20 protein-coding genes are annotated in these 24279 nt (G+C 34.3%); all 20 read right to left on the bottom strand.

Features of this window, described 5'->3' with window-relative positions; all coding sequences use genetic code 11:
• Nucleotides 1-70: 70 nt before the first annotated feature.
• The 20 genes from M3O96_RS13065 to M3O96_RS12970 all read right to left on the bottom strand — a co-directional run bounded on the left by M3O96_RS13065 (nucleotide 71) and on the right by M3O96_RS12970 (nucleotide 24229).
• Nucleotides 71-967: an NAD-dependent epimerase/dehydratase family protein gene (locus M3O96_RS13065; protein WP_249721080.1), complete on the bottom strand. Its 897-nt coding sequence runs from the start codon at nucleotides 965-967 to the stop codon at nucleotides 71-73.
• The gene (locus M3O96_RS22130) at nucleotides 960-2144 is read right to left on the bottom strand and encodes a glycosyltransferase family 4 protein (protein ID WP_249721079.1); all 1185 of its coding nucleotides are present in this window, start codon (nucleotides 2142-2144) and stop codon (nucleotides 960-962) included. The genes M3O96_RS13065 and M3O96_RS22130 overlap by 8 nt, the downstream gene beginning before the upstream one ends.
• Nucleotides 2137-3270, bottom strand: a complete 1134-nt coding sequence (gene wecB, locus M3O96_RS13055; RefSeq protein ID WP_249721078.1) for a non-hydrolyzing UDP-N-acetylglucosamine 2-epimerase — start codon at nucleotides 3268-3270, stop codon at nucleotides 2137-2139. The genes M3O96_RS22130 and wecB (M3O96_RS13055) overlap by 8 nt, the downstream gene beginning before the upstream one ends.
• A gap of 37 nt (nucleotides 3271-3307) precedes the next feature.
• Entirely contained in the window at nucleotides 3308-4423 is a 1116-nt protein-coding gene (locus tag M3O96_RS13050) for a polysaccharide biosynthesis C-terminal domain-containing protein (protein ID WP_249721077.1), read from the bottom strand.
• Between the two features lie 13 nt (nucleotides 4424-4436).
• Nucleotides 4437-5474: a polysaccharide biosynthesis protein gene (locus tag M3O96_RS13045; RefSeq protein WP_249721075.1), complete on the bottom strand. Its 1038-nt coding sequence runs from the start codon at nucleotides 5472-5474 to the stop codon at nucleotides 4437-4439.
• Nucleotide 5475: 1 nt separating this feature from the next.
• Nucleotides 5476-6246, bottom strand: a complete 771-nt coding sequence (locus M3O96_RS13040; RefSeq protein WP_249721073.1) for an AglZ/HisF2 family acetamidino modification protein — start codon at nucleotides 6244-6246, stop codon at nucleotides 5476-5478.
• A 2-nt stretch (nucleotides 6247-6248) separates the two neighbouring features.
• Complete coding sequence (hisH, locus tag M3O96_RS13035; protein ID WP_249721072.1) at nucleotides 6249-6863, bottom strand: imidazole glycerol phosphate synthase subunit HisH; 615 nt, start codon at nucleotides 6861-6863, stop codon at nucleotides 6249-6251.
• Nucleotides 6860-8005, bottom strand: coding sequence for an N-acetyl sugar amidotransferase (locus M3O96_RS13030; protein WP_249721071.1), 1146 nt, complete (start codon nucleotides 8003-8005; stop codon nucleotides 6860-6862). Before M3O96_RS13030 ends, hisH begins: the two co-directional genes overlap by 4 nt.
• Nucleotides 7974-9308, bottom strand: a complete 1335-nt coding sequence (locus M3O96_RS13025) for a glycosyltransferase (protein WP_249721070.1) — start codon at nucleotides 9306-9308, stop codon at nucleotides 7974-7976. The genes M3O96_RS13030 and M3O96_RS13025 overlap by 32 nt, the downstream gene beginning before the upstream one ends.
• A complete protein-coding gene (wecB, locus tag M3O96_RS13020; protein WP_249721069.1) occupies nucleotides 9292-10353 on the bottom strand; it encodes a non-hydrolyzing UDP-N-acetylglucosamine 2-epimerase in 1062 nt (353 codons plus the stop codon). Before wecB (M3O96_RS13020) ends, M3O96_RS13025 begins: the two co-directional genes overlap by 17 nt.
• A 607-nt stretch (nucleotides 10354-10960) precedes the next feature.
• On the bottom strand, nucleotides 10961-12118 hold the full coding sequence (locus M3O96_RS13015) for an O-antigen polymerase (RefSeq protein ID WP_249721068.1): 1158 nt from the start codon (nucleotides 12116-12118) through the stop codon (nucleotides 10961-10963).
• Entirely contained in the window at nucleotides 12115-13359 is a 1245-nt protein-coding gene (locus tag M3O96_RS13010) for an oligosaccharide flippase family protein (protein WP_249721067.1), read from the bottom strand. Before M3O96_RS13010 ends, M3O96_RS13015 begins: the two co-directional genes overlap by 4 nt.
• Nucleotides 13360-14331 (bottom strand): Gfo/Idh/MocA family protein, encoded by a 972-nt coding sequence (locus tag M3O96_RS13005; protein WP_249721066.1) that lies wholly within the window; start codon nucleotides 14329-14331, stop codon nucleotides 13360-13362.
• Complete coding sequence (locus tag M3O96_RS13000; RefSeq protein ID WP_249721064.1) at nucleotides 14328-14912, bottom strand: acyltransferase; 585 nt, start codon at nucleotides 14910-14912, stop codon at nucleotides 14328-14330. Before M3O96_RS13000 ends, M3O96_RS13005 begins: the two co-directional genes overlap by 4 nt.
• Entirely contained in the window at nucleotides 14899-16038 is a 1140-nt protein-coding gene (locus tag M3O96_RS12995) for a DegT/DnrJ/EryC1/StrS family aminotransferase (protein ID WP_249721062.1), read from the bottom strand. The genes M3O96_RS13000 and M3O96_RS12995 overlap by 14 nt, the downstream gene beginning before the upstream one ends.
• A 5-nt stretch (nucleotides 16039-16043) precedes the next feature.
• Nucleotides 16044-17093, bottom strand: a complete 1050-nt coding sequence (locus M3O96_RS12990; RefSeq protein ID WP_249721060.1) for a GNVR domain-containing protein — start codon at nucleotides 17091-17093, stop codon at nucleotides 16044-16046.
• A 302-nt stretch (nucleotides 17094-17395) separates the two neighbouring features.
• Nucleotides 17396-18448 carry an SDR family oxidoreductase gene (locus tag M3O96_RS12985; protein WP_249721058.1) on the bottom strand — a complete coding sequence of 351 codons (1053 nt, stop codon included), beginning with the start codon at nucleotides 18446-18448 and terminating at the stop codon, nucleotides 17396-17398.
• 12 nt (nucleotides 18449-18460) lie between these two features.
• Complete coding sequence (locus M3O96_RS12980; RefSeq protein WP_249721056.1) at nucleotides 18461-19771, bottom strand: nucleotide sugar dehydrogenase; 1311 nt, start codon at nucleotides 19769-19771, stop codon at nucleotides 18461-18463.
• A 121-nt stretch (nucleotides 19772-19892) separates the two neighbouring features.
• Nucleotides 19893-21209 carry a UDP-glucose dehydrogenase family protein gene (locus tag M3O96_RS12975; RefSeq protein WP_249721055.1) on the bottom strand — a complete coding sequence of 439 codons (1317 nt, stop codon included), beginning with the start codon at nucleotides 21207-21209 and terminating at the stop codon, nucleotides 19893-19895.
• Between the two features lie 413 nt (nucleotides 21210-21622).
• On the bottom strand, nucleotides 21623-24229 hold the full coding sequence (locus M3O96_RS12970; RefSeq protein ID WP_249721054.1) for an SLBB domain-containing protein: 2607 nt from the start codon (nucleotides 24227-24229) through the stop codon (nucleotides 21623-21625).
• Nucleotides 24230-24279 lie beyond the last annotated feature (50 nt).

Raw genomic sequence — 24279 nt, 5'->3', positions numbered from 1 at the left:
TTTGGTTTCTTTATAAGAATAGTTAAAAGAGATTAATTGATAAACATTTATAATTCAATAACTTTAGTATTCAAGTCACTTCGAAAAAATCTAAGGCTTCACGGGGTTTCCAATTTAATTCCCTCCTTGCTTTATGATCATTAAATGTTAAATCATTTGCCATTTTTAAATATATTTTTGAGTTAAATGGAAATTTTATCAACCTATCACCAACAACGCAAAGTATTTTAGCTAAAATTTTAGGCATATTCTTTGGAGTTTTTACACCCAATTGATTTACAATAACCTTTTCTATTTCTTTAAATGTCGGATGAACTCCATCTGTTAAATTGAATATCCCCGATTTACCTATATTATTAGGTATGCATTTTACAACATCATCGGCAAGTACTAAGCTTCTCCTTGCTCGTCCATTATTAATACTAAAATATTTACCTGACTTTATCCCTGTAATCATCTTCCCCAAATTTCCAGGAGGATTTTTACCAACAATTAGTGGAAGTCTAAAAATCAAAACTGGAATATTGTTTTTTTTCCCCCAATCCGTTACTAGCACCTCCGCTTCTATTTTACTCAAGGCATAAGGAGTGTCACCATTTAACGGGAACTCCTCGTTTATATCAATTCCATTTTCTTTGCCATAGACGGCAACAGTACTTATTAAGACCAATTGACTTAACGTGGCCCCAGAACTATCAATTCCTTTCAAAAGATTATAAGTCCCTTTTGAATTTACAAGAAAAAATTCTTTTTCTTCCGCTAATGTATTCGGGATCACATGGGCTTTTCCGGCATTGTGTATAATTATATTTGTGTTAAAGGGAATTTTAGGAACTTCATTTGATAGATCACAAATTATAGCATTATCTGCAGTTCTCCCTAATGAAATAACATTGCCATCAAATCCTGCGACCAATACTTTCCCGAGAAATCCCTTCCCCCCTGTTACAATAACATTATTAAACATTTTCTAAAATGTTTTTCATTTTACCTATAAAATTGTTGAAGGAATATTGATCCTCAGCAAGTCTGCGAATCATTTTTCTATCTATTTTTGAAACAGAATCTTTGCTTATTGTTGTAAGCATTCTTGGTAGTTGATCAAAAGAGTTTAAGGTCCAGCCAATTTTATGGGACCTTATTAATAAATCTACTTCGCTATCTTTTGGCCCAATATATAATATAGGTTTCCCACAAGCCAAAATATTGTATGTCTTTGAAGGAACACCTAGACCATACATTTTTTCTGACAAGGAAATAATAGATACATCAAATGAATTTATAAAATGTATTTGTTCTTCTCTTGGTAAAGCACCTAATATTTTAATATTACTAAAATCATTTTCTGCAATTATCTTTTCCAAATCTTTTTTTACGGCACCATCTCCGATCAAACTCAATGTTATTTTATCTTTTAGTTGGCCAAAATAATTTATCAAAGTTTCCAAATTCTGCAATCTTCCTAAGTTCCCTGCAAAAACAAAACTAATACGATCATCTTTAAACATATTAAATTTCTCGCTTTCAATTTGTTTTAACTCTTCAACCTGTCCCCAATTCTCAACAATCTCAATTTTAGAAGCTGACTTAATTTTTGATATCACTACCGATTGCATGTCTCTCCCCAAAACAGTAATAAAATTAAAAGAAGCATAAGCCTTGTCAAAGGACTTTTTTAAAAACCTATAAAAAAAACCGTCTTTTAAAATCCCTCCTGCCACCAAGTTTTCAGGGAACACATCATGAACAATTAAGACAATCTTTGCTCTTTTGAATTCATTTAAAAGTGAAAATCCAAGTAAACCTAATGCCGGATTTGTAACTATAATCACCTTGTCATTTTTACTTACGTTTTTAAGAAAAAAAGCTAAGAATTTAAATGAAATACCGATTAACTTAATTACCCTTTGGAATAAACTATTTTTATCAAGCTTAAAATTATTAAATCTATATACTTGAATACCTAATAATTCATCTTTTCCTGTTGCATAAATTCCATAAGAATTTCCTGATTCCGTAATTACATTTACATCATAATCATCCACCAAACCCTTTGCTATTTCAGTTAGGATATACCCTGTTGATGTTTGATCAGGATAGAAAACTTCTGAAAAAATCCAAATTTTTTGCTTTGTTCTATTCACTCCAAACTACTCTTTTTACATAATCAATATATGATATTATGATTCTGACCATTTTGGCTGAAACATTGGGCATACTATAATCTGATACCTTTCTAAAATTTCTGGTCTCTCCTATTTCTTGTTGCTCAAGTTGCACAATACCTTGAATAATCCTTTCGGTATTCATTCCCACCATCATTACAGATGCTTCTTCCATCGCCTCCGGCCTTTCATGGGCATCCCTGATATTCAAAGCACGAAAGTTTAAGATCGAAGATTCTTCCGAAATAGTTCCGCTGTCAGATAATACGGCAAATGAGTTCATTTGCAATGCATTATAATCAATAAAACCAAGTGGTTTTAATAATTGGATTAAAGGATGGATTTCAATTCCTTTTGATTCAATCATTTTTCTTGTCCTTGGATGGGTGCTGACAATGATCGGATATTGATATTTTTCAGCCAAAAAATTAAGACTATCTATCAGTCCTTTAAAGTTCTTCTCACTATTGATATTTTCCTCACGATGCGAGGATACAACAAAAAATTCCCCTTTTTGTAAATCAAGTCTGTCAAGTACATCAGAATATTTTATTCTATCCAAATGGTAATTCAAAACCTCATACATAGGTGAACCTGTTTTGATAATTCTATCAGCAGAAAGACCTTCTCTCAACAGGTATTCCCTCGCAATGTCACTGTAAGTAAGGTTGATATCGGAAATATGATCAACAATTTTTCGGTTGGTTTCTTCAGGCACCCTTTGGTCAAAACACCTGTTTCCGGCTTCCATATGAAAGATGGGAATATGTCTCTTCTTTGCGGGTATTGCACACAGGCAACTGTTAGTATCACCCAACACCAAAAATGCGTCGGGTTTTAATGATTCCAATAACGGGTCAATTTTAATTAAAATTTGACCTACAGTCTCAGTAGGTGTTTTACCAGCTGCATCCAAAAAATAATCCGGTTTTCTGATTTGGAGGTCATCAAAGAAAATCTGGTTCAATTCATAATCATAATTTTGTCCGGTATGAACTAAAATATGTTCAATTGCCTCCGAAGCATCCAACGCGGTTAATACTCTCGATAACCTGATGATTTCGGGTCGGGTACCTACCACAGTCATTACTCTTATTTTTTTCATATCTTGTTTTCAGGAGAAATTTTGAGGTAATTCAAAATTACACAGTTACAAAAAATGTATCGGGATCTTTTGGGTCATAATGTTCATTGATCCAAAAGATGGTTAATAACTCTTCCTCACCTATATTTTTTATATTGTGGGTGTACCAAATCGGCATATCTACATAGGAAGGTTCGGCCTCATCAAGAAAGAACTCAAATACCTTATCAGTTCCAATTTTCCTCAATTGGATCAATGCCTTGCCCTTTATAACTGCAAACCTCTCAATTTTTCGGGTATGGAAATGATTACCTCTTGTGACACCGGGAACCGTAGTGGAGTAAGAAACCTGCCCACCTATTCCCAATCGGATCACTTCCACAAAAGCACCTCTTTGGTCCTTGTGTTGGGTGAATTTACGGGGAAAGTAATTTTCTATGTCCATGTAACACCTGAATGTGTTGAATAGGTTATGTTCAAATCTGCTACTCAAAGATGGAATTTCCCCCTGTTCCTGGTAGTGGGTCTTAAATTTTTGGAGTAATTGTAATATTTCTGAAACTTTCGCTTCAGAAGTATGTCTAATTTCAAGAAAAGAATCATTTTTTTGTAACCGGATCGATTCTAGGATTGCCTCCACCAATTCCCCCACGTAGATCAATTTTAGATTTCCGTCAACTTCTATTTTTGGCGTTTCATTTCTACTTACCTGATGAGCAAAAGTTGCTACAACAGAATTGTAGAATGGATGTCCAAATGGCCCAAAAACATTTGGAATAATCAAACCTGTGAATATAGCATTGTTCTTTTTTGCCCACTCAGCCAATAGCTCTCTTCCTGCTTTTTTTGATTTTCCGTAAAGGTTGTCCTTTTCCTCTTGGGTGGAAGATGAAATCAAAACATGTGGCTTGCTTCCTGTTCTTTCAAAAGAGCTTATGAGTTTTTCAACAAGATTGATATTGGTTGAAAAAATTACCTCAGGATCATTATGTCTATTAAGTGCAGCCAAATGAACGATGACGTCGCATTTTTTGACAAATGAATCAAGAAGGCCGGCATCCAAAAAACTTTGGCGATCAAATTCTATCCTTTCAAATTGATCCGGAAACAATCCAAGAGTATTGAAAAGATAAGATCCAACAAAACCGTTTTGACCGGTAATTCCGATTTTCATAGACATACGGATATCAATCAGGATATTGTTCGACGTTGGTTTCCCCTAATATTTCCTTCCTGATAATCGGAAGTTTGAAAAGTAATTTTTTCATTCCTTCAACGTCCAACCTCCCGGTATTATGGGAATGGTATTCTTCATAGTTAGATACATCAGGCTCCCCTTCGGAAAAGAATTGCGCATAATTAAGGTCCCTTGTATCTGCAGGAATTCTGAAATAGTCTCCCAAATCTTGGGCTTTGACCATATCTTCCCTATTTACCAATGTTTCATATAGCTTTTCCCCATGTCGGGTACCTATCACTTTTATTTCATTGGAAGCATTATATAACTCCAAAAGTGCTTTGGCCAAAACCTCTATGGTAGCTGCCGGCGCTTTTTGAACAAACAGATCTCCCTGTTTACTATTTTCAAATGCGAACCAAACTAAGTCGACCGCGTCCTCCAAGGTCATCATAAACCTTGTCATATTAGGATCTGTGATAGTTATTGGCTTTCCCGACTTGATCTGTTCGATAAATAACGGTATTACTGAGCCCCTTGAAGCCATTACATTTCCATATCGAGTGCCACAAAATATGGATTTAGAATCATCAAGATTCCTTGATTTTGCAACCATCACTTTTTCCATCATTGCTTTGGACATTCCCATGGCATTGATTGGATAAGCAGCCTTGTCCGTACTAAGTACAACCACCCGATTTACTTCAAATTTTTCAGCAGCTGAGAGAACATTGTCTGTCCCAAAAATATTGGTTTTTACCGCTTCAAGCGGAAAAAATTCACAGGATGGAACTTGCTTCAAAGCTGCTGCATGGAATATGTAATCTACTCCTTTGACAACATTTTCAACACTTGCTATATCCCTGGCGTCACCGATGTAAAATTTAACCTTTGGATCGTTTATCTTTTTTCTGAGATCATCTTGTTTTTTTTCATCTCTACTAAAAATTCTGATTTCACTAAAAACATCAGAATTCTTAAATCTATTCAATACCGCATTACCAAATGATCCGGTTCCGCCTGTTATTAAAAGTTTTTTATTATTCATTTCAAAGGTATTTTTTTATTAATTCATCTTTCAAGTTCGGTGATGGGTAATTGATCAGAACAGCTTTATATTTCCCCTTAAACACAAACAAGCTCCCAGCTGCTGCACCAATTATCCTCAATTTTTTTATGAGTTCGCCAATATCTTCCAGGCTTCCTGCTCCTCCAAGAATTGTCAAGGGTAAAGTAGTTTTCGCCCTGACCTTTTCTGCCAAAACCATGTCATACCCTTTCATTTTGCCGTCTAGGTCAATATTATTGATGATGATTTCACCAGCTCCCAATTTTTCTGCCTCTTCGATAAAATCAAAGACGTTTTTATTGATGGTTTTCTTTCCATTTAAAATTGACATTTCATATCCGCCTAATAATTTTTTCCTGACATCTACAACAACAACCACACTCTGACTTCCCACGCTTTCAGAAATCTCCTTGATCAATTTTGGATTTTGGACTGCTGCGGAGCTAATAGCGACCTTCTCTACTCCCAAGGCAAATATCCGCCTCGCTTGTTCAACGGACTTGATGCCTCCCCCATAGCATAAGGGCATCCTACACTCTGAGGCCCAATGCTCAATCATTTTGTAATCAGGCTCCCTATTTTCTGCACTTGCATCTATGTCAATAATCATCAATTCATCGACTTCTTTTTCATTGAAAATCCTTACAGCATTGATTGGATCACCTACATATTTGGGATCTTTAAAATTGACAGTCTTTACCAATCCTTTCTCCTTCACAAGAAGACAGGGTATAATTCTCGGCCTAAGCATAATTAAAGTTTTGCGAAATTATCAAGGAATTTAATACCGAAACCATGGCTTTTTTCAGGATGGCACTGAATGCCATAAATATTTTCATGGTTTACTATGCAAGAGAAGGTTGATCCATATTCGGATGTGGCAATTATATCGGATACATTGTCACACGCCATATAATACGAATGCAAAAAATAAAATTTGCTTTGGTTTGGGAATCCAGTTAATATTTTATCATTTTTTACTATATCGACATCATTCCAACCCATATGAGGAAGATGGGGTCTGAAATCAATTTTTTCAATATCAAACCTTATAACATCAGACTTCATCCATCCAAGTCCCAACATTGAACCTTCTTCACTTTTTCTGGCCAACATCTGCATTCCTACACAAATGCCCAAAGCAGGTATTTTTTTATTTAAGACAAGGTCATTGACTGATTCACTCAAGCCTGATTCCAAGAATTTTGTCATTGCATAATCGAAGTGGCCTACTCCGGGCAGGATTACTTTGGTAGAACCAATCAGGTCTTCTTCAGTCTTAGCCAAATGGGCTTTATGTCCTAACTTATTATATATGTTGAGAAATGCCTTGACATTTCCAACCCCATAGTCAATAATTGATATCATCTGAAAAGTCTTCTTTCTTTGCCAATTAATGAGAGAACTTTTGTACCTAAAGAAATGATTTTCTTTTTGTTTCGATAATCCTTGTATGTTTTTTTGGGTAAGTCAAACATAGCTTGTAATTCCTCAACAGTCAATTCTAATTTATTAGCGACATACTCAAATTCCTGATTTAAAAATTTTTCATCCATTTCCGGCATTGAAATTCTTTCTAGCGCTTCATCTCTGGTCATTTGGCCCGTAAGAATTAAACTTGAAAAGTGAGCTCTTCTTTTTTCATATCCAAATCTTCTAGGCAACCAATAATCTTCATAGAACCTGGTCCATCTTGATTCGTGGTGCTTATGTTTAAACTTTTGCCATCCAAATCTTTTTCCTAAAAATTCTTCAGCATCTTTTTTAACAAATGGAACTAGATCCAATGGTTTGAAAACTTCCATACCCAAAAAGGTCATGTAATAAGCCTTATAAACAAGTATATCAATTAAAGGAAAGGTTTTTAAGGGCTTCTTTCCAAATTTTTTGTGAATATCTAATATAAAGGTTTTATCTATTCCAGGTCCATAGCCCCCCCATTCCATAGGTTCTCTGCAACATTCCGTTGAAATATTCGATCCGGTAATCACATATTTGATTCTATGTTTTCTTGCAAAAATGTACAACGTGGAGAAAAAGGCATAATCTTGAGGCAAGTCTTGGTCAGAGATTCCAGACTTTAGTACAGCCACCTGTAAGTCTTTCATTTCTTCCCAATTAATTACTTCAGTATAAAGATCCAAGCCTAATCCATCAACTAATTTCTCAATATTTCCCACTGCTTGGTCTGTATTCCATCCCGCATCCACATGGAATAGCAGTGGTCTTAAACCCATCACTTCTTTGGTAATGTAAGTGACATAAGAGCTATCTAATCCTCCGCTTAAACCAATAATACAATCAAAATCTTTACCCTCTCCTTCTATCTTAATTTTTTCGGCAACTCTCATCAGCTCCTCATGCCCTTCTGCATTAGGATGCCAGCCTTTCATCATGACATTATGAAAATTATGGTAATAATCTGAAATCCCATCTTTGTCAAATATGATGTTGGGATCTGATGTATCCATTATTGTTTTAGTGCAAATTTGATACGGTCGGTTTTTCATTTAAAATTGAGTTTTGTAAGATACCACTGAGTTTGAAGGCTTGGCTTTTTCTAGAAAACCTTTCTTTAGAATCAAGAGAAAGAGGAAGCAATTTACCATTTACAAATTTTTCTAATACATTTTTGATGGCAAGAACATCATCCGGTGCACAAACTCCTCCTGCATGATCAATTGATTTTAGTAGTTTTGCACACTCTCCTTCAGGTTCAACACAAGCTATGATTGGTAAACCCACTCCGATATATTCAAAAATTTTACCTGTGAGGGCTACAAAATCACCTTTACGAAGAAACATTAAAGAACAATTGGCTCCAGCTAAAATATTTAATGCTTCAAGATGTGGAAGATATCCTGTAAAAAAAACAGTATTAGTCAAATTGTTCTTCACTACAAATTCTTCTGACCAATCTTGTTTGTCTCCTACAAAAACCACCTCCAATTTTTCAAGAACACTTTTTTCAAGGGTGTTTAATGCCAGACCAAAACTGATAAATGGATCTTTCCTGTCTCGGTATACTGCCCCTGAATAGACAATCCTCAATTTACCATTATGAAGCTTTATAGGTTGGAGACCTTCCAAATCCTCGGGATCATATCCGTTGTTTATTTCATAAATAGAAGCTTGCAGATTAGGATACCTTTTTTGAAAAATTTCCTTTTGAATTTCACCAAAAACCACAATATTTTTAGCTCGATAAAGGACTTTCTTCTCAAAATAGGCGTGGAATTTTCTATGGAAATTTGAAGGGAAATCAGTATATGGGTCATCAATCCAACCATCCCTAAAATCGATAACATAGGGGGTTTTTGTCGCTAAGTGTAAAAAATATGTCACAAAAGCATTTGAAACATACGGGAAGGTACATAATAATACGTCAGGCTTTTCTGACTTTATTATTTCGAGTCCTTTAAAAAATGCAAAAGGTATCCACCCACCATATCCATCCGGAATCAGTAACCAATCCCGTACTGATCGATAAACTTTTATAAGTAAACCTTCCTCATTTATCGCTTTACTTCCTTGATTTTTAGCGGATTTTTTGTTTTTAGATAATCCTTTTAGGTAACCAAACACAAAACTCGGGTCTAATGAAGAAGTTCTAAAAATTGAAGTTTTATTCTCAAGCTCATCAAGTAGAGTATAATCATATACATAATATTCTCTATTCTTAACGGTTAACACAGATGTATCCCAACCAAATCGGTTCAAATATTTTAAAAACTTTAAATTTCTTTGAACTCCCCCTCCCCCGACCGGAGGAAAATCATAAGATATTAATAAAACCTTATTTCTTTTCTTCATTTGCATAACTTAATATTGATGAAACAATCTCTACTCCGGTATTTCCCTCCCCGTATAATTCTGTATAATTACCCGGAATTACATTTACTAGGTCACTCAATTCTTCCAAATTTTCGAAAACCAAAGTATTCCAACTATTTTCTAATGTTTCTACCCACTCTGTTTCAGTACGAATGGTAATACACTTTTTCTTCAACCAGTAGGCTTCTTTTTGCATACCCCCACTATCAGTTATAAATGTCGAGCATCTATCTAATTTTTTAAGGTTTTCAAAATATCCTAAAGGATTACAAAACTCTATATTGCCAAACTGAGCTTTTGGTATATTATATTCATCTAAAAGATTATTAGTTCTTGGATGAATCGAAAACAAAATCCTTTTACCTATTTTATTCAAGCTTTCCAATATGTATTTCAACCTTAGTGGATCGTCTGTATTATAAGGTCTATGTAAAGTAGTGTAAATAAATTCTTCCCCGATTTTCTCATTTGGAACATCTGAAAATGAATCTTTGTAAATTTTTACTACATCTTTCATAATGTCGCCCACATTGAAAACATTTTTGGTAATACCCTCCTTAGCAAGATTTGAAGCAGGTTGATTAGAGGGAACATAGAGTAAGGTACTGATATGATCTGTCAACACCCTATTTATTTCCTCAGGCATTGATTTATTAAAACTCCTCAAACCAGCTTCTACGTGAATAATTTTTATATTAAGCTTAGCCGCTGCAAGGGCACCTGCGAGCGTAGAATTGGTATCACCAAAGACTAAAACAAAATCAGGACTCTCTTTTATCAATATATTTTCAATTTCGAAAAGCATTTTTCCAGTTTGTTCACCATGCATACCTCCTCCTAGATTTAGCAGGTAATCTGGCTTTTTCATTCCAAATTCATCAAAAAATACCTGACTCATATTTTGGTCATAATGTTGACCGGTATGAATAGTCATCAAATTAACTTTCCCATTTGCTGCTTTTTCAAAAGGAAAACTTTTAATAAATTGTGGCCTAGCCCCTATAATTGAAATTATTTTTATCATTTTACTTTTATTTAAACATTTTAATAAACCCAAAAGCGAGTGAAATTCTCCTTAACCTGCTAATTACTCTGGTTTTAAATTATAAATACCATTTTTGAGTTTAGAAATTTCTATAGAGTTAAATCATGTAGGAATATCCTACTACTTACTTGCTGTGATAAAAAGTGTTAGTACTAGGAAGATAAAAAATTTTTAAAAATATTAAATCAATAAGGTTGACTAGGCTTTTTGTTTTCTGGAGCATATTATTGTTAGATTATTATTCGACTGCCCATTTGCATCAAATATCAAATTAGACAAATCAAACAATAAAGAATTTCTAAATTTAGGGTTAGCAAAATAATTGAGCAAGAATAAAGGGTCAAAAACCAAAGGTGCAAAACTAGAATTTTTTATAATAAATAGCTCTTCCGGTAAAGAAATTTGTCAAAAAAAGTTAAGATATAATTGGAAGGTCAATTTTATTAGCTTTACACCTCTTAAAATCATAATGCATTAATTTGAAACTTTACAACGTTCCCAGTTTTTTTGTAATTTTTTTGAACGTTTTCATGAATAGAATAAAATTTGTTTTCGATAGAGTTTTAATTTTTTATCAATTATTAAATCATTTCAATTTTACAAAAACTAAAAATAAAATAAAAAACAAAAGACCATTGCTTAATAATATTGCAATTAAACCTGCATTATAGATGTGAAATAAAAAAAGAGGAAGAATCGATTTTAAAGCAACATCATCAGAATCGAGGGAAGTTTTAATGTATTTAGCTACAAAAATGGTGAAGATTGCAACTCCAAAATACCCAAAATTTATAAATGCCTCCACCAAGTAGACTTGATTTGCATTTCCTGTTTCTGAACCTCCAAATTGGAATTGGTACAGATAGCGTTCAAAATTTATGTGAGTTGAACCTTTTAAATATGCAATAAAGGAACTTGTATCCCCATTAAAAAAACCGGACTCAAAGGTATAAGTAAATACCCTTAAGCCATCCAAAGCCGAGACTATTGGGACTATAGTAGACCGCCAAAAAAATGCTTCTAAACCATTCTGCGGAGTGTAAAGTATCGAAAAAAACACCTCGTTACTATCTGCCTCTGATCCTGTAAATCGAGAAAGGGAAAACATTAAGGCAAAAATTAAAGCCAAAACTGTTGCTCCCTTGAGAGCGAAAAAAAATTTATTCTTGGCATTGTAGAAATAAAGGAAAAAAAGAGGGATCCCTAACTTCAAAAAATAAGCTTTTTCTAATGAAAGAATAGTATAAAATGAAAACAGAGCAATTACTATATATACATATTTATTTTTTCTAATTAAACCTAAAATTATCAAATAAGGCAAGAAATATGAATTGATAAAACCTATTAAGTAGCCGAGCAAAGAAAAAACCCCTTTTCTTGCCTTCAGAAACGCCTCTCTTCCTTCACTCAATTCAAAAGCGTCCGCACCGCGAAGTGAATCAATCAAGGGTATAGAAGGTGCTGTAAAAACAATTACAAAAGATGTCAACAAAAAAAAAGAGAAGAATAATAAGAAAATCTTATCAAAATCTAAACTAATCTTCCTAATCTGTAATGGAGGCAAAAAATCGAATGATAGAGAAATGGTGTATACAATTGTCGAAACTATAAATAATTCGAATAATTTATTAGCAATTGGATTATCACCACTAAAAATAAAATAACTTGGGATCACTCCATATGGAACCAAAAAAATTAAAATATATACAAAAATATAAATCACGTAGGAATAATTTAGTTTCATTCCTTAAAATTAAAAATACTGTAAAATATGAGTAAAAAATATATGGTGTAAAGAATCAAATCATTAATTACGTAGTGCCAAATAAAAGAGTCAATACTTAAGTTTCTTGCAGAATACAGAACCAATACTGTCGATATAAAATATCCAATCTGCCAAATTGACAACAGTTTTACTTTGGACAATGCAATCAAAGTAATACTTAACGGTGAAACAACAAACTTAATCAATAGGCTAAAAGAAATAACCTGTGAATATTGACCTGCTGAAATCCAATTTTTCCCAAAAATCAACTCAAATAAAACATCACCAAATAAAATAAAAGGAATAAATATTACAATAGAAATTGTTACCAACAATCCTAAAACTTTTAAAAAGTATGGATAAAGGTTTTTTCTATCGTAATTAACTTTATTTGCGATTTCCTTGAAATATACTTGCCCTATTGATACACTTATTATACCGATTGGTGCAACTAATATCCTATTTGCAAACGAAAAAAATCCGAGCAAAGTCGGGTTATAAAACTTTGAAATAAAATAGACAGGGGCTTGACTCGCAGCAGTATTGATGGCGCTTGAGGACATAACATATTTTGGATATTGGCTATATTCTCTCAAAATATTTCGGGCATATTTGTTAAAAGAAAATTGTGACCTTAATCTAAAGATGGTATAATAAATGAAACAATTGCAAATAAAATATCCACCTATAAAGGCAAATATCAATCCTTTAGAGTTAAAAATAAAGCTAAATAGTAATGAAAAAAATACTATAAAAACGCTTTGCAAAACCTTTATAAGGCTTAACTGCTTGAACTTGTTTCTTTTGGTCAGCCAATATATCAAGCTTTGAAATTGAAACACTTGAAACAAACCTACAGGTATTAACATCAGTAGTGAATGATTGATTTGTTGGTCTAAAACCAAAAAATTAAAATTATGCAAAAAAGCCAATATCAGGTATAACAAAACGGAAAAAATTAAAGAGAAGATACTTGCAAAAACCAACAAATTAAATGAATCAATTAATCTTTTTGGCTTCAATATTGCAATTTCATACTGTCCCGACGAAATAATTGCTAGTAGCGAAGAAAGGGATACAAAAAATGTAAGCATCCCAAACTCATCCGGCATATAGATCCTTGTCAAAATTGGACTGAATAGCAGAGGTAGCAACTGGGCTAACCCAGTTCCAAAGACTAAACTAACAGCATTTTTAATCTGCCCTGAAAAAATAACCAACTAGCCTTTTTTATCGAATGGATGCTTGGTCAGTTGAGTTTTTGCCAAAGGATGAAAATCCCCTTTCAAACCAACTGGTGCCATATGCCTGATATCATGAACAAGCTGAATACTGGGAATAGCATCTTCTAACGGGAAACCCTTTCCATCTAATATATTCTGGTAACTATGAGTGTGAAGTTCTGTAAAACCGTCACTGAATTCAATCTCATTTTCCTCCATTGTCAAAGACCTGTAAGTTTTGCCTCCTTTAGTTTTGACAAAATCAGGGAGTGTATCAGAATTTATACTCAGAAACCATCTCACTCTTGCTTTTTCAAGCTGTATAAATCCGGCAGCTCTGTCATGGGTATTAATATGGACGACATTTTCCCTTACGCTTCCAAAAACCCAACTAAGCATATCATAAAAATGCACTCCAATATTGGTAGCAATTCCACCTGATTTATTTACATCTCCTTTCCAAGAAGTAAAATACCAATGGCCTCTAGAAGTTATATATGCTAGATCTACATCATATATTTTATTTTTAGGGCCATTTGCCACTTTTTCTTTCAATGCTATGATTGAAGGATGCAAGCGTAACTGAAAAATATTAAAAACTTTTTTACCATGTTCTTTTTCTACTTCTTTCAATGCATCAATATTCCATGGATTCAAAACCAAGGGTTTTTCACAAATAACATCCGCACCAACTCTTAACCCAAATCTTATATGAGAATCGTGCAAATAATTTGGAGAACATACACTTACAAAATCAATTTTATTTTCTGTCCGCTTCATCTTTTCGACATGTCTGTCAAATCGTTCAAACTCTGTAAAAAAGTCAGCGTCAGGGAAAAAACTGTCAATTACTCCAACACTGTCAAATTTATCAAATGCTGCTGTTAAGTTGTTTCCTGTATCTTTAATGGCTTTCATGTGCCTTGGAGCTATGTATCCTGCAGCTCCTATTAATGCGAAATTCTTCATTTTATAATTTTTTTTACGCTATCATTTTCTAAAATATATTTCTCTTTACTTTCATGACAAATAGCTATCCCATTATCATCAAAATTCAATTTATTCCCATATTCCGACATCCATCCAATTTGCTTAGCAGGGTTTCCTACCATAAGTGCGTAGGGCTTCACCACTTTAGTAATAACTGACCCTGCACCTATAAAAGCGTACTCTCCAATTTCATTTCCACAGACAATGGTAGCATTCGCTCCAATTGTTGCTCCTTTTCTCACCAATGTTTGTGCATATTCAGCCTTTCTGTTTATTGAACTACGTGGGTTTCTAACATTTGTGAACACAACAGATGGGCCAATGAAGACCTCATCTTCACAACTGACACCAGTATAGATCGATACATTATTCTGAACTTTTACACTATTACCTAAAGTAACGTAGGGTGATACAACAACATTTTGACCAATATTACAGTTTGTACCGATTTTACTGTTTGGCATTATGTGTGAAAAATGCCAAATTTTGGTTTTGTCACCTATTTCAGCCCCTTCGTCTATGACTACAGAAGGATGAGCAAAATAATTACTTTGATTCATAAAACTTTTTTATGGTACTAATAATAAAATGTTGAATTTCAACATCCAACTCTGTATGGATTGGTAAAGAAATAACCTCTTTAGAAAGGCTTTCGGATACAGGAAAATCTCCCGGAGAAAAACCAAATGGTCTATAGGCCACCTGGAGGTGAAGCGGTATTGGATAATAAATCATAGTGGGAATACCATGTTTTTCCAAGAATAATTTCAAATGATCCCTATCATTTGGGTTAACTCGCAGCGTATATTGATTAAAAACGTGGCTTGAATTGTTTGACCTAACCGGAATACAGATGTCATAAACATTCCTTAAACCCTCGTCATATAATTCAGCTACCTTATTCCTAGCCTCAATATAATTCCCTAAATACTTCAATTTAACCCTAAGTATTGCTGCTTGCAAAGTATCAAGCCGGGAATTTACACCAATTACATCATGTTGGTATTTTTTCTTTTGGCCATGATTTGCAATCATTTGCATTTTGATAGCTAGCCCTTCATCATTTGTAAAAATAGCTCCACCGTCACCAAAACAACCTAAATTTTTTGAAGGAAAAAAAGAAGTGGTTCCAATATGACCCATTGTACCTGCTTGAGCATGCTTTCCATTAGAAAAAGTACTTACCGCTCCTATGGCTTGTGCTGCATCTTCAATAACTTTTAAATTATGTTTCTCCGCAAATTGAAGCAAGAATTCCATGTTGGCACATTGACCATACAAGTGTACAGTAACGATACCGACAGTTTTATCTGTTAGCTTTGAAGATAATTGAGAATAATCTAACTCAAAAGTTTCGGGAATGATATCAATAAATACCGGAACCAATCCCAAAAGTGCTATTACTTCCACTGTTGCTACATAAGTAAAAGTAGGTACAATTACCTCATCACCTAGTTTAAAATCCAAAGCCATCATAGCAATCTGTAATGCGTCAGTTCCATTGGCACAGGGAATTACAAATTTGGCTCCTGTAAACGATTTTAATCCTTCAGCAAATTCCTTAACCTCACCTCCATTGATAAATGACGTTTCATTCAAAACATTCTGGATTGCAGTATTAACTTCATCTTTGATCTGAAAATATTGTGCCTTCAAATCAACCATTTGGATTGTTGTATTAATCATAAAATTCAAGAGGTTTTTATTGAAATTAAATTAGAAATTAAAACATAGCCAATCGAAAAAATGAAACCTAATACAAAAGCTCCTATCACGATAAATGCTCTTTTGGGACCTGATTTTCTACTTGGTATGGAAACTTTATCAATAACAGAAAAAACAGGTGTTACTTTACTTACTTGGATTTTTGACTCTTCGACTTGAAGTGCCAATTCATTGAAAACATTAAAAGCGATATTATATTCTGCTTCCAATCTTAATAATTGATTTTGGGCAAATTCAGTATTCAGGTTTTGGTTTCTGTCTCTGAAAACAGCCAATCTATTTTGGACGGAAATAAATTCTTCCTTTTTTTCCTCCAACCTTTCGGAGGCAAATTCAAAATGAGCCTGGGCATTTTTTACTTTAAAGTTAATCAAATCATTTTGAAGAATTTCTAAAGAAAACTGGGCCAACTGTGCTGCTACTTTAGGATTTAAAGATGTGAAAGTCAAAGTCACAAATCCTTCTTTATCATTTGGAAGAATATAAATCTGCTCTTCAATTCTTTTAATATTTCTAAATTCCTTTTCGCTCAATGCCTTGATTTCTCCCAAATTATCAGGTATAAAACTATCATCACTTAATCCAAGCACTGAAACAACTCTATAATACATCTTTCTATTTAGAACTGAATCCAGATAATCTATGTATTTGATTTTTTGGCTCCCATCATCAAAAATAATCTCCTTATTCAAAAGTTCCAATTTGAACTCTAAGCTACTGATTATTTTAGGATATATACTTGGAGGAAGATCATTGCTTCCCATCATACCACCCAAATTGACTCCTGCAAGCGAAGCAAGGCCACCAATACCTCCACCTAACTTCATATTTTCTGAAGTTTGTGGGATAAAAACAGTACTTGCAGAATATTTATTATCAAGTACAAGTGAAATCAAAATTCCTAAAGCACCAAAAATCAAAGCGGTAACAAAAATAAATTTTAATTCACTTTTGACCAAAGCAATCAATTCAGATACAGAGATCAAGTTATCGTTTGAGTTTTTTGAATTCTCCATTTAAATGTTGTTGTTATTTAAAACTAGACAAGGTTTTTAAGTGTATCAATTTTTTTTATTAAAAAATAAAAATATAATTTGAAATTCTGTATTCTTTTGCTGGCTTAATTAAATTCAAAGTAATTGTGTAATTTATTTTAGAGAGCTTACTTCAAATGGGAGAAATTTATTTGCCTCGAATAAAACGAAGAAAAAATAACACTGAAACAACTATTGAAAACGAAATTTTTTAACTATAAACTAAATTATATTGAAGAATTTTAAATGACTATTTTTTAAATATTAAAAAAAGGGCAATTAATTTACACTAAATTTTCCCTATACCAATTAGTCGCTTCCAATAATCCTGTCTTAATATCATACTTAGGATCATAACCCAAAATTTTATTAGCTTTTTCAATTGAGGCCAAAGAATGAGGGATATCTCCTCCCCTATTTGGACCGTACGAAATTTTGATATCATTAATTTGGGAATCAAATTTTGACAAAGTCATTTGCAAGATTTCAACCAATTCCTTTAAAGTCGTTCTTTCCCCATAGGCCACATTAAAAACCTCTGAAATCGTAATCTCCTGATCGTAAGATTTTCCAATGCCTTCGGAATAATGCTTCAACTTATCTTTAAAATCAATTGTGGGAGTGATGGCAGCCAATTGATTGGCTTGAATAACATTGTCGATGTAAGTGAAATCTCTAGAGTAACTTCCATCCCCATTGATCAGGGGACTATTATGTGCCATTAATTGGGAAACAAATTTTGGAATCACGGCTGCATAGGCGCCATTTGGATCCTGTCTTCTGCCAAATACATTAAAATACCTTAGTCCAACTGTTTCTATCCCATAAATATCGGAGAAGTTCTTGGCGAAAAGCTCATCAACATATTTTGTTATTGCATAGGGAGACAAGGCATTTCCAATAATGTGCTCGACTTTTGGCAAAGCTTTATGATCTCCATATGTAGATGAACTTGCGGCGTAAACAAATCTTTTGACACCTGCTTCTTTGGAGGCAAAAAGCATTTTGACAAATCCCCCAATATTGACATCCGTGGTTGTCATTGGATCTGTTATTGACCTTGGAACAGATCCTAATGCAGCTTGGTGTAGCACATAATCACAGCCTTGAACGGCAACAGTACAATCTTCAAAATTCCTAATGTCACCTTCAATCAATTTGAATTTTTCATTTTGAAGCGCTAATTGTAGGTTCTTCCTTTTACCGGTGGCAAAATTATCCAAGCAAACAACCTCGTTTCCTTGTTTAAGGAGTACATCCACAAGATTGGATCCAATAAATCCGGCTCCTCCTGTAACTAGAACTTTTTTATTTTCTATGATTCTAGATTCTTTCATAACCGAAGAATTTTATAATCTAGCATCTACTTTCGATTTTTCTAGAATTCCTTTAACGTCATAGACTACTTGGTTCTCAGACTTTTGGATAAGTAATTGCTTAAACTCCTTGTGAGCAACAGCCAAAATCACTGCAGAATAATCCTCTAAATCAGGTCCATTTTCCCCATTCAAAATATCAACTCCATATTCATGTTTGACCTCTTTGGCATCGGCCCAAGGATCATAAACATCAACTTCTATATCAAAGGATTTTAGTTCATTAAAGATATCAATTACCCTGGTATTTCTTACGTCTGGACAATCTTCTTTGAATGTAAAACCAAGAATCAGAACTTTTGAATCAATGACTTTGAGATTTTTTCTCATCATCAGTTTAATTACTTCGGTAGCCACATGTTTTCCCATGGAGTCGTTCAATCTTCTTCCTGCCAGGATAATCTCTGGATGGTAACCCATTTCTTGAGCTTTTTGAGCTAAATAAAATGGATCAACGCCAATACAATGACCACCTACCAGTCCAGGTTTGAAGGGTAAAAAATTCCACTTTGTACCAGCCGCGGCTAACACTTCGTGAGTATCGATTTCTAACAAATTAAAAATTTTAGAAAGCTCATTTACAAAGGCAATATTAATATCCCTCTGGGAGTTCTCGATTACTTTTGCCGCCTCAGCTACTTTTATGGAAGAAGCTTTATGCGTCCCTGCCACAATAACCGATCTATATAATTCGTCTACATAATCAGCGATTTCAGGAGTACTTCCTGAGGTTACTTTTAAAATCTTTGTAACGGTATGTTCTTTATCACCAGGATTTATCCTTTCAGGAGAGTAGCCTGCAAAAAAATCAACATTGAATTTTAATCCTGAAATTTTTTCCAAAACAGGCACACATTCATCTTCTGTCACGCCCGGATATACAGTTGATTCATATATTACCACATCCCCTTTTTTTAATATTTTACCTATCATCTCAGATGCCTTGAGCATGGGTGTGAGAACAGGCCTGTTATGTTTGTCCGTAGGAGTGGGTACAGTGACAATAAAAATATTGCAGGAGGAAACAGGCATAATTGCATCAGTTACCACCAACCCTTTATTTTTATGCTCTAGTTCAATGGTGGTTTTTACAATGACGTTTTTTAATTCATTTTCATTGATTTCCAAAGTGCGATCACTTCCTTTTTGAAGTTCATCGACCCTTTTAGAGTCTATATCATAACCTACAGTCTGAAATTTTTCTGCAAAAGCAACAGCCAAGGGAAGTCCAACATATCCCAAGCCAATAATTCCAATTTTCGAATTTGTTAATGAAGTCAACATAAATTTTTTTTAGAACTTTCTAAACGGAAAAAATACCTGAAAAATTAGGGTTATTTATTTCTTGTGAAAGTATTAGTATTTGTTCTTTTTTAAAAATGATCAGATTAAAGCAATATAAAATTTATATACCAATCCCATAAAGAGTGAATCCAAGTTCAGAGAGGTATTCTTTTTCATAAATATTTCTACCGTCAAAGATTACTTTATTATGCAATAATTTTCCTACAGCAGACCAGCTTGGAATTCTAAACTCGGACCATTCTGTAACTAACAATAATGCATCTGCATCCACTAAAGCATCATAAGAATCTTTTGCATAGGTGATTTTGTCACCGATATAAATATGTTGAGCCTCTTTCATTGCGATAGGGTCATAAGCTTTCACTTTTGCCCCTGCTGCAAGGAGTTCATCAATAATCACTATTGAAGGGGATTCACGCATATCATCAGTATTGGGTTTGAAACTCAAACCCCAAATCGCAAACGTTTTTCCACTTAAGTCATCGCCAAAATGCTTTTTGACTTTTTTTACCAACACATGCTTCTGATCATCATTTACATCTTCAACAGCTTGCAAAACACGAAGATCATAACCATACTTTTTGCCTGTCTTGACAATAGCTTTTACATCTTTTGGAAAGCATGACCCACCATAACCTACGCCAGGATAAATAAACCTAGTACCGATCCTTGGGTCCGACCCAATCCCCTTTCTAACCATATTAGCATTTGCCCCAACCAATTCACAGAGATTGGCAATATCATTCATGAAAGAAATCTTTGTGGCCAACATAGCGTTAGCAGCGTACTTGGTCATTTCAGCAGATGGAATGTCCATGTAGATTATCCTATCTCCATTTAATTGAAATGGTTTATATAACCTTTTCATTATTTCTTCAGCCTTTTCATCATCCACACCAATGACTATTCTGTCCGGCTTCATAAAGTCATCTACTGCAGCTCCTTCTTTCAAAAACTCAGGATTGGATGCTACCGCAAACGGAAGATCAGAACCTCTTTTTTCAAGTGCTGCTTTGATGGCTGCCCTGACTTTCTCTCCTGTTGTTACAGGTACAGTACTTTTTGTTGCTATGACAATGTAATCTGTCATGGTCCGCCCTATTTCATCGGCCACGGCCAGTACATATTTTAAATCTGCAGAGCCGTCTTCTCCGGGAGGGGTACCAACGGCAATAAATGCTACTTTAGAATCCTTAATTGCTTCGCCAAGATTGGTTGAAAACTGAAGCCTTCCACTTGAAAAGTTTCGTTTCACGATCTCTTCAAGACCTGGTTCGTAAATCGGCATAATGCCGTTTTTTAGATTGTCAATCTTTTTTTGGTCAATGTCAACGCAGACAACTTCAATGCCTACTTCAGAAAAACATGCCCCGGACACCAAACCGACGTATCCTGTACCTACTACTGTAATTTTCATTTTATAAAAATTTTATGGTTGATAAATTTTTGAATTATTTTTTGTTGCCATTGGAATTATCGGCACATAATTCTATCGAGATAGATTTATTGATTTTGTAACTTAAATTAGTGGATTGATACATTGAAAACTTTGAATCAAACTTGTTTTTTTAGACGATGCAAAGAAAATAAATTATAAATACAAAAAAAAGTAATTCAAATATTTTTTTTTGTATTTGAAACAAAATTAAATTACTTTTTGCGAATTTTATTTAAAAGCTGTTAGGATTTATAGACAAATAGTTTGCTTACACTAAATATATTTCAAAATAAAATCGATTACATTATCTATTTTACGCTTTATATTTTGTGATTTTACTGTTTTGGTTTATTTCAAATTTACAAATAGACAAAGCTTATCTTCTAACAAAATCATTGATTCAATTGGTTTATCACAAGAACCAAGGTAGTCAACGTGGTCGTAATGGCTAGCCACCCTTGTATCGACAATGGTTCTTTGTCTTTCCTAGAAGGAATAATTATTTCTGAACCCGGCTCAATCTTAGGATACACTCTGAAGAAAAGAAATCCTGAAGTTCTCCTTACATCGCCATTTGCATATACTACATATGACCGTTTTTTTCTAGATTTATCTGTAAACCCACCAGCTCTTGAAATATAGGATTTAAAACCGTTTGATTCCTCGTACCGCGCGGTTGTTGGGAATAGAACTTCACCTCTCATTCTGACTGTTTGCAGTAATTTAGGGATGCTCAACACATCGCCTTCCTGAATTATTAAATCAAATTGACTACCCGGATTATTTACGATAGAAACTAAGTCGATCCCAATCATGTCCTGAGTTTTCACCACCTCCTGTGGTAAAGTGTCATTTTCTGAAACCAAATCCTCAATTGTTTCCTTTTTAAAATCATCAATCAAGAGGCCTCCACGTTTGTTTGAAATACCCCCACCTTTTTCTTCAATTTTTTGGTCTATCCTCTCTAATAAAATCTTCTCGGCTTCTGTAGTATCTCTTTTTATCCTTTGTAGGTTTCTTTTTACTTCCATCAAATTTGTGGACTTGATTTCCTCTTCGCTCGGACCTTCAAAAAACTCATTTCTCCTAATCAATGTGGCACCTTTTGGGTAAGCAAATTGGTTTAATCCTCCTGCCCTTCTCAATAAATCAGAAATTCTTTCATTGGCATGCGCGATGGCAAATTCTCCCGGAAAAAGCACTTCTCCTTCAACACTCACAAAACGACTTCTTTGAAATCCTGAACTTCTACGAACAATAACATTGTCAAATGGCGTCAAAACAAAATTTTTGTCTTCGCCCAAAATCTTGAGGTCTTTGTCAATATCTATATGGATGATTTCCGCCAATTTCCCGGAAACGTCATCTTTTACCCTTCTTGCTATTTCTATTTGGGATGATGTTGCAGATTCTTTTAAACCCCCTGCTCTAAATACCAAATCAGAAACACTCATCTGTTCGGCAAAAGCGTATGTCCCCGGTCTATTTATTTCACCTCCGATAATTACATAAAACTCTTCTCTTAGATCATAAACGCTAGGAATATATAAAACATCTTCTCTTTTTAGCGAGATATCATCTTCGTTTCCTTTTACAATTTCACTGATATTTACAGTGACCATTTCCAAAGAAAAATCTTCTCTGGTTCGGTAAAGTGCAGCTCTATTCATAAAAGCATCAGCTCGCAACCCCCCTGCTTTTTGTATTAAATCTTTTACTCCCATACCTTCCTCCAAGGCATAAGTTCCAGACCTCAACAATGCTCCAGAAATCTGTACCCTATTTTCAAATCGATCTAAAAGTTCTCCAAAAATAAACTTGTCACCATCTTTTGGAATGAAGTTCTCAAAATTTTGACTTTCTATATTCTCTACTTTAAATTCATGGTCCGTTGTTCTAAAAACAGTTCCCAAATTAGAATAAGCATTGCTTGAAAATCCTCCGGTAAATTTGATAAGGTCTTGAAGGTTTTCATCATTCTTCATTTCAAATAATCCCTCTCTTCGGACAGGACCTGTGATTTCTACCCTCTTTTCAACAGGCGGAATCAATATAACATCATTATATTCAAGTCTAATGTTCGACGACTGATTTCCATTTACCAAAAAGTCATAAATGTCTAACTCTGCAATCATCTTACTATTTCTGTAAACCCTTATATTTCTAAAAGAGCCATCCGACTTGATACCACCTCCTGCATAGAGGGCATTGAAGACAGATGCGAAGGAAGAAAGTGTGTAATTGCCCGGAGTGAATACCTCACCTACCAAAGAAACTTGGATGGATCTGATATTCCCTACTCTAAGTTTCATGAAAGTATTTGGGGAGGAACCACCTAATCCGGAGTATATCGAACCCAAAGATCTTGAAAGTCTTGAGGTTGCGGCTTCCACCGTCAGTCCGGATAAATTCACAGGGCCAACATTGGGAATAAAAACCAACCCATCACTATTGATATTCAAGTCATATTCAAATTGGGAAGCTCCATAAATATCAATCAATAATTGGTCACCGGCACCTAAAATGTAATTTTGGGGAGTTGGGATATTTAAGTTTGGCGTAAAATTGAGGTTTTTGTTTCTGAATAATTTAAAACCAAATATTTTTTCTTCCTCCTCAGTAAATTCAATTTCTTCTTCCACAAATTCTTCTTCGGATTGAATCCATTCCCTTCCTTCGCTGTTCTGCGCGGGTGTGGTTTTACTCTGCGAATCTGTCCCTTTTCTCCTTAACTTATTGATTCTTTGTCTCAGTTTGGCAACTTCTATTGCAGGCATCCCTCTTTCTCTTGCCATTGCCTCAAGCTGTTGTTCGCTCATTCCTGAGGTTTCGGCTCTTTTGAGAAGCTGCTCAAGTTGGGCATCCGATAACTCATCCACCTTAATGTTTTGGATATCAGCGACAGATTGGCCATAAGAAGATATTGCCAAAACGACTAAAAATAACCCGGTAAAAAGAAGTCTTAAAACTGAAATTTGATTGTTGTTGTTTTTGTTCATTTTGAAAATATTAGCCCGTGTTCGGAAAAACAAAGGATTGGTTATCTCAA

The organism is Aquiflexum sp. TKW24L (assembly GCF_023502205.1).
Lineage (GTDB): Bacteria > Bacteroidota > Bacteroidia > Cytophagales > Cyclobacteriaceae > Cognataquiflexum.
Note: the sequence above shows the minus strand (reverse complement) of the source record. Positions and strands in the feature narration are given on the sequence as shown.